Consider the following 6031-nt stretch of genomic DNA (forward strand, 5'->3'; position numbering starts at 1 on the left):
TTCTATCTTCTCGGTCATGCACAATCCCTGGCGCGACTTGCCCCCCGGCCCCCACGTGCCGGAGCTCGTGACCGCGATCATCGAAATACCGGCTGGCTCGCGCAACAAGTACGAGCTCGACAAACACTCGGGACAGTTCAAGCTCGATCGCGTGCTCTATTCCGCCGTGCACTACCCGGGCGACTACGGCTTCATTCCGCGCACGCTGCACGAGGACAACGATCCGCTCGACATTCTCGTGCGCATCAACGAGCCCACGTTCCCCGGCTGCCAGATCACCTGCCGGCCGATCGGCGTGCTCAAGATGTTGGACAAGGGTGAGCCGGACGAGAAAATCCTCGCCGTACCCAGCGACGATCCGTATCACAACGACATCTACGACATCGCCGACATGCCGGCGCACTACCTGAAGGAGATCGAGCACTTCTTCGGCATCTACAAGGATCTCGAAGGCAAGCGCGTCGAGATTCAGGGATGGGAGAAGAGCGAGGTGGCGTTCCAGGTGATTCAGCGGTCGATCGAGCGGTACGCCGAGGTGTATCTGAAGGGTGAGTGATGGCGACAGAAAACTCCCTAGGAAGCAGGAGGGAGGGTATCAGGGGGCAGGAAAGAGGTGAACCGCGCGCTGTTACCTGCATCCTCTTTCCTGATACCCTCCCAACTGCTCCCTAGGGAGTTTGCAGTTTGCAATCTACAGTTTACAGCGCCGCAGCCTGCTTCATCACCAGCGCCGCATTAATCCCACCGAACCCGAAACTGTTCGACAGCACCACCGTCGGACGCAGCTCGCGTCCGTGGTGCGGCACGTAGTCCAGGTCGCAGCCGTCGGCGGGTGTGTCGAGGTTGAGCGTGGGGGGAATCCAGCCGCGTGAGATCGTAAGCGCGCTGATGGCCGCTTCGAAGGCACCGGACGCGCCAAGCGCGTGGCCATAGTAGCCCTTGGTGCTCGACACCGGCACGCGGTACGCGTGATCACCGAACACCTGCTTGATCGCCATCGTCTCCGTGGGATCATTCAGCGGCGTGCTGCTGCCGTGCGCATTGATGTAGTCGATCTGCTCCACGCGCACCGCGGCATCGCGCAGGGCGTTGCGCATGCAGCGCGCGGCCTGGGCGCCATCGGGGCGCGGGGCGGTCATGTGGTGCGCGTCGTTGGTGGTGCCGTAGCCGCCGAGCTCCGCGTAAATGCGCGCACCGCGCGCCACGGCGTGTGACCATTCCTCCAGCAACAGCACCGCGCCGCCCTCGCCCATGACGAAGCCGTCGCGATCCTTGTCGAACGGGCGTGATGCGCGCGCCGGATCGTCGTTGCGCGTCGACATGGCGCGAATGAGGGCGAACGCGCCGAAGCAGAGCGTGGCCAGCGGCGCTTCCGATCCGCCGGCCAGCATCACATCGGCGTAGCCATCGCGGATCTGCCGGAACGCTTCGCCGATCGCCATCGAGCCCGACGCGCAGCTCATCGCGTTGGTGGAGTTGGGGCCGGATATCCCGAACTCGATGGCCATGTTGCAGCTGGCCGAGCCGCCGAACACGGCGAGGGCGAGCGTGGCATCCACCGCGCGCAGTCCGCCGTGCAGAAAGCGCGCGGCCTGTTCTTCGGCGTAGCCCACCCCGCCCAGCGCCGTCCCCATCATGGCGCCCACGCGGTCGCGGTCTTCGTTGGCCAGATCGAGCTGGCCGTCGTCGAGGGCCAACAGTGAACTCACCACCGCAAACTCACTGAAGCGATCCAGCCGCTTTACGCGCTTGGCGTCGATCCAGTTGGTGGCGTCGAAGTCGTCGATTTGCGCGGCGCACTGCGAGCGGTAGATCGACGCATCGAACCGCGTGGCGGGCACCACCGCCGAGCGCTCGGCGCGCAGTCCCTGCCAGAGCGCCTCGACGCCGATGCCGATCGGCGTGACACATCCGATGCCGGTGATCGCCACCCGACGGCGTGTCAGCGAGGATTCGGGAGTAGACGGCGTGTGCGCGGTGTTGTTCATGAGGGCGTCCGTTCAGCGACGGCGGCCAGCCCCGCCAGCGTGCGGGACGCGATGCCGTGCACGAAGACCGGCGCGATCACCTGCGTGGCCGCGAACCGTCCGATCACCGGCCACAACGGGCCGTTCCACACATGGACAATGCGCGTCAGCGTACCGCCCTCGACCGGCGTGAAACTCCATTCCACATCCATACGCGTGGTTACGCCACCGATGTGCTTGAAGCGCACCCACGGCACCTCGTGATTCACCGCCATCTCCGACAGCCACCAGGTAGGCCAGTTGAACAGCCCGAACGGGCGATTGGCCGCCATTTCCACCAGGCCGCCGCTATCGGGGGTGCGATGGCGAAACCGCACGAACCGGTAGTGCGGCAGATACGCCGGCCAGTGCTCGACCTCGCGGGCGATATCGAAAATGCGCGATACCGGCGCGCGTACGATCCGCTCGTCGATCTGCGTCACCAGTTGATCCGCCGGCGGCGGACCCAGTTCGTAGTTTGGGTGCATGGTCACGGCTGAAGGGAGATGGGGAAACATTACGCCGGCCCGCTTGAAGCACGATGGGGTGACCACACAGCGACCACCCGGAATCCCGGCGCGCGCCGGGTGCGTACCGCGCATCCCGTGGCGCGTGCCACGAGGGCCTGCAACTCGCTTGGGGTGAAGCCGCGCAGAATCGACACCACCCCGTCGTGACGGCTCACGGGATGAAAGCCCAGCAGGAACGAGGCCGCCCACAGTCCGGCCACCGCCAGCCAGCTGCGCCGCAGGTCGCCGATGATCACGGCTGACTTCGCCACGCGCGTGCATTCCTGCAGCAGGCGATCGGCCTCCGGCCCATCGAAGTGGTGCAGCACCTGCGAGCAGGTCACGATGTCGATGCTGTCGTCGGGGAATGGCAGCGCCATGGCGTCGGCTGCGAGCGCATACGTACACGCCGCGCCCGCTGTCCGCGCCAGTGCCGGCACGAGCTCGACGCCGATCGTCGTCAGCGGCATCCCCGTCCGCGCTGCCATTTGCTGCGCGGCGCGCGGGATGTCGCCAAGCCCGGTGCCGATGTCGAGCACGGTGAGTGGCTCCGTGCCGTCCGTGGTCTGCGCGCGAGCGGCGTGGGCGCCGTGCAGCACCCGCCGTACCTCAGCCAGAACGGCGCGGCGCCCCCCGAACAAGCGGTTGGCCAGCGCCACGTCGCGCAGCGAGCGCAAGGCGAGCGCGGGATCCTGTCCCGGGTCGTCGAGGATCTCGCGGCCGCGTTGACGCGCCGGCGTGAACAGGGAGGTGAGGAGCGAGTCTATCGTTCCAACTGCGCGTAGCCGCCGCGGTAGTAGAGCAGCGGCTTCGCATCACGGGCCGCGCCCTGTTCGACATGTCCAACGACGATCACATGATCGCCCGCGGGATGGCGGGCCACGATCCGGCACTGCATCGACGCGAGCACGTCGTCGAGCACCGGGTCGCCCAGTTCGCCAGCGGTATAGCCGATGCCCGCGAAACGGTCGTCGAACTTGCCCGCGAACCGGCGCGACAGCGCTTCCTGCGAGTCGGCAAGCACGTTCACCGCGAAGCTTGTGGCCTGCGCCATCACCGGCGCCATCGTGGCGTCGTTGCCGATGCACACCAGCACCAGCGGCGGGTCGAGACTGAGCGACGAGAACGCGCTCGCGGTCATGCCGTGCGGTGTGCCCTGCGCATCGCGCGTGGTGATGACGGTAATGCCGGACGCAAAGCGGCCGAGGACAGCCCGGAACAAGTCTTGATCGATCATCAGGAAAGGAAACGGAGCAGGGTCCGCGGACGCAGTACCGCCGATGGCGGGACGAAGTCGCCCGTGACCCCGATCAACAGGTCAGCGAGATCGCGATCGCGCGTGAGTACCCGCGCCGCGTGATTCATCAACGTCGGAAAGGCCACGGCGGCTCCAATGAGCTTTTCGACTCGCCACTTGCCGGCGAAGGTGCGCTTGCGGGCCTGCTCGTAGCCCTGCAGGGCGTGGCGCATGCCGCGCGCGTTGCCCTGGTCGCGCGCGTGGACCGCGTCAACCGCGAACGGGGCCAGCAGTTCGCCGCCGCGGAGCGCGGCGTAGATGCCCTCGCCGGTGAACGGATCGTAGAAATCCGCCGCGTCGCCAGTGAGCATGGCTCCCGGTGCCCACGCGCGCGTGGCATGCGAGGCGAACGGCCCGGTGGCGCGTACCGGCGTTTCGCGCACGGCCGCGCGAAAGCGTGGGTGCAGCGACGGCTGCGCCGCGATCCACGCCTCCAGAAACGCCGTGGGATCGCCGGCCATCCCCTGGGCGGCGCGGCGCGGGACGACCAACGCCACGTTCGTGAGTCCGCCCGATACGGCGGCCAGCCCCACATAGCCGTTGGCGGTCACGTGCATCTCGCCGAGCGTGCCGATCCCCTCCACACCGCGATAGTGCGCCACCAGCGCGACGCGGCGCGGCCACCGCGACTGATGGGCGAGCTCCAGCCGACGCGACACGATCGAGCGCAGGCCGTCGGCGCCGATCACCAGCGCCGCGCGCATGGTGCGCATGCCGGCCGCCGTGCGCACTTCGACCCCGCACACCGCGCCGCTCGCGTCGAGCGTCACCCCCTCCACTTTCGCGTCTTCCAGTACGCACACGCCGGCGGCCCGCGCGCGCGCCAGCAGCAGTGTGTCGAGCATCTCGCGACGGACGCCCAGACCGCGATCGCGAAAGCCGCGAAAGCCATGACGCGCCACGAACTCGCCGTGGATACGGTCGCCCGACGGGGCGTGCACCACCATCCCGGTCAGCGAGGCGGCACCGCCCTGTTCGAGCGGCGTGAGCGCGCCCATGGCATCCAAAATGCGACTGGCTTCCGGGCTCACGTACTCGGCGCACGGCTTGGCGCGGGGAAATCGCGCGCGATCCAACAGGCACACGTCGAGCCCCGCCGTGGCCAGGTGCCACGCCGCCGAACTACCGGCAGGACCACCGCCCACGACGATCACCTGCCAGGCGCGTGAGTAGTCGGACATGAGGCTCGGAAGGGGGCAATCGGACGGCGAGGGTACACGTGGAAAGCTAACGCCTCCTTTGGAGGGGAGGACGATCCCCGGTGGCGCGGAGCCGTCGGCCACCCGCGGGCATCGACCGCCCTCGCCGTGTCTTACGCCGGCGGCCGCGTCAGTAGCGACGCCAGTATCCAGGCCAGTATCCACGCCAGCAGCGCGGCCGACGCCGTGCACACGAGGTTCACCTCGTCGTTACCAAGCCATCGCCAACCGCCCCGGTGCCGGGTGTCGGTGCCACAGGAATGGCGCGCCTGCTCCGTGGCGGTTTCACACACGGGGCACCACCGCCGATGCTGGACCAGCGCCCCGGCGATCGTATCGACCGCCGCGCCGAACACGGCCGCCACCGCGACGACCCACCCGTGACGCGCCGGCACGAGTCCGAACGCCACGGCGAGGGCCGAGAGCGCCAGCGCGCTGCCCAGCATGGCGGCGCTCCCGGCGCCGCTGACGGCGCCGGACGTACCCGCGGGGACCGGGCGCCAGTCGCGTATCGAGCGCGGCGTCCCGCCGATCCACGTGCCGATTTCGGTCGCCATCGTGTCGGCGCCCGCCGCCGCCAGTGCCGCCGCGCCCCACAGCGCTGCTCCGGCGGCCCACTCGCTCCGCCATACGGTCAGGGCGGCGGCGAGCGCAAACACGCCGCCGTTGGCCATCACCTGGACGGCATCGCGCTGCGCCCCTTTCTCGACCACACCGGCGGTGCGCGCGGCCTTGCGGGCGCGCCCCAGCCGTGAGCCAATTGTGACCCACCCGAACCATACGATCAGAAAGCCACCCCAGGCCCACCCCGCCCGGAGGGCGATCGCGCCGATCACGATGGCGGACGCGGCGCCGCTGCGGCGTAGACTCCCCCGATACCACGCCGCGGCGGCAACGACGGTCGCGAGGCCGATCGCCAGGGGGGTGGTCGGCTCCGGCGCGCTCAACCACGCGGGCACGGGTGCCGCCACGACATCCATCAGCGTGACGACCGGATCAGGACGGCGCGCCGCCGCAGGC

Annotated in this window: 7 protein-coding genes; 1 reads left to right on the forward strand and 6 read right to left on the reverse strand. The window is 68.8% G+C overall.

The genetic code is table 11. The features are described from left to right. Positions 1-16: 16 nt before the first annotated feature. Complete coding sequence (locus tag ACIRA7_RS14140) at positions 17-556, forward strand: inorganic diphosphatase (RefSeq protein WP_396221498.1); 540 nt, start codon at positions 17-19, stop codon at positions 554-556. Positions 557-698: 142 nt separating this feature from the next. On the opposite strand, the gene fabF is transcribed toward ACIRA7_RS14140, so the two are convergent. The 6 genes from fabF to ACIRA7_RS14170 all read right to left on the reverse strand — a co-directional run. Next, positions 699-1988, reverse strand: coding sequence for a beta-ketoacyl-ACP synthase II (gene fabF, locus ACIRA7_RS14145; RefSeq protein ID WP_396221493.1), 1290 nt, complete (start codon positions 1986-1988; stop codon positions 699-701). Continuing rightward, the gene (locus tag ACIRA7_RS14150; RefSeq protein ID WP_396221499.1) at positions 1985-2494 is read right to left on the reverse strand and encodes an SRPBCC family protein; all 510 of its coding nucleotides are present in this window, start codon (positions 2492-2494) and stop codon (positions 1985-1987) included. Before ACIRA7_RS14150 ends, fabF begins: the two co-directional genes overlap by 4 nt. A 29-nt stretch (positions 2495-2523) precedes the next feature. After that, positions 2524-3192: a methyltransferase domain-containing protein gene (locus ACIRA7_RS14155; protein WP_396221494.1), complete on the reverse strand. Its 669-nt coding sequence runs from the start codon at positions 3190-3192 to the stop codon at positions 2524-2526. 86 nt (positions 3193-3278) lie between these two features. After that, on the reverse strand, positions 3279-3752 hold the full coding sequence (locus ACIRA7_RS14160; RefSeq protein ID WP_396221495.1) for a flavin reductase family protein: 474 nt from the start codon (positions 3750-3752) through the stop codon (positions 3279-3281). Beyond that, entirely contained in the window at positions 3752-4993 is a 1242-nt protein-coding gene (locus tag ACIRA7_RS14165) for an NAD(P)/FAD-dependent oxidoreductase (protein ID WP_396221496.1), read from the reverse strand. The genes ACIRA7_RS14160 and ACIRA7_RS14165 overlap by 1 nt, the downstream gene beginning before the upstream one ends. Before the next feature lie 131 nt (positions 4994-5124). Then, positions 5125-6031 (reverse strand): DUF92 domain-containing protein (locus ACIRA7_RS14170; protein ID WP_396221497.1); only part of this gene is annotated, 907 nt, incomplete at its 5' end.

This window comes from Gemmatimonas sp. (assembly GCF_044376735.1).
Lineage (GTDB): Bacteria > Gemmatimonadota > Gemmatimonadetes > Gemmatimonadales > Gemmatimonadaceae > Gemmatimonas.

Coding starts and splice junctions, on each gene's coding strand:
- ACIRA7_RS14140 (WP_396221498.1), top strand. CDS start 17: ATGCACAATCCCTGGCGCGACTTGCCCCCCGGCCCCCACGTGCCGGAG.
- fabF (WP_396221493.1), bottom strand. CDS start 1,988: ATGAACAACACCGCGCACACGCCGTCTACTCCCGAATCCTCGCTGACA.
- ACIRA7_RS14150 (WP_396221499.1), bottom strand. CDS start 2,494: ATGCACCCAAACTACGAACTGGGTCCGCCGCCGGCGGATCAACTGGTG.
- ACIRA7_RS14160 (WP_396221495.1), bottom strand. CDS start 3,752: ATGATCGATCAAGACTTGTTCCGGGCTGTCCTCGGCCGCTTTGCGTCC.
- ACIRA7_RS14165 (WP_396221496.1), bottom strand. CDS start 4,993: ATGTCCGACTACTCACGCGCCTGGCAGGTGATCGTCGTGGGCGGTGGT.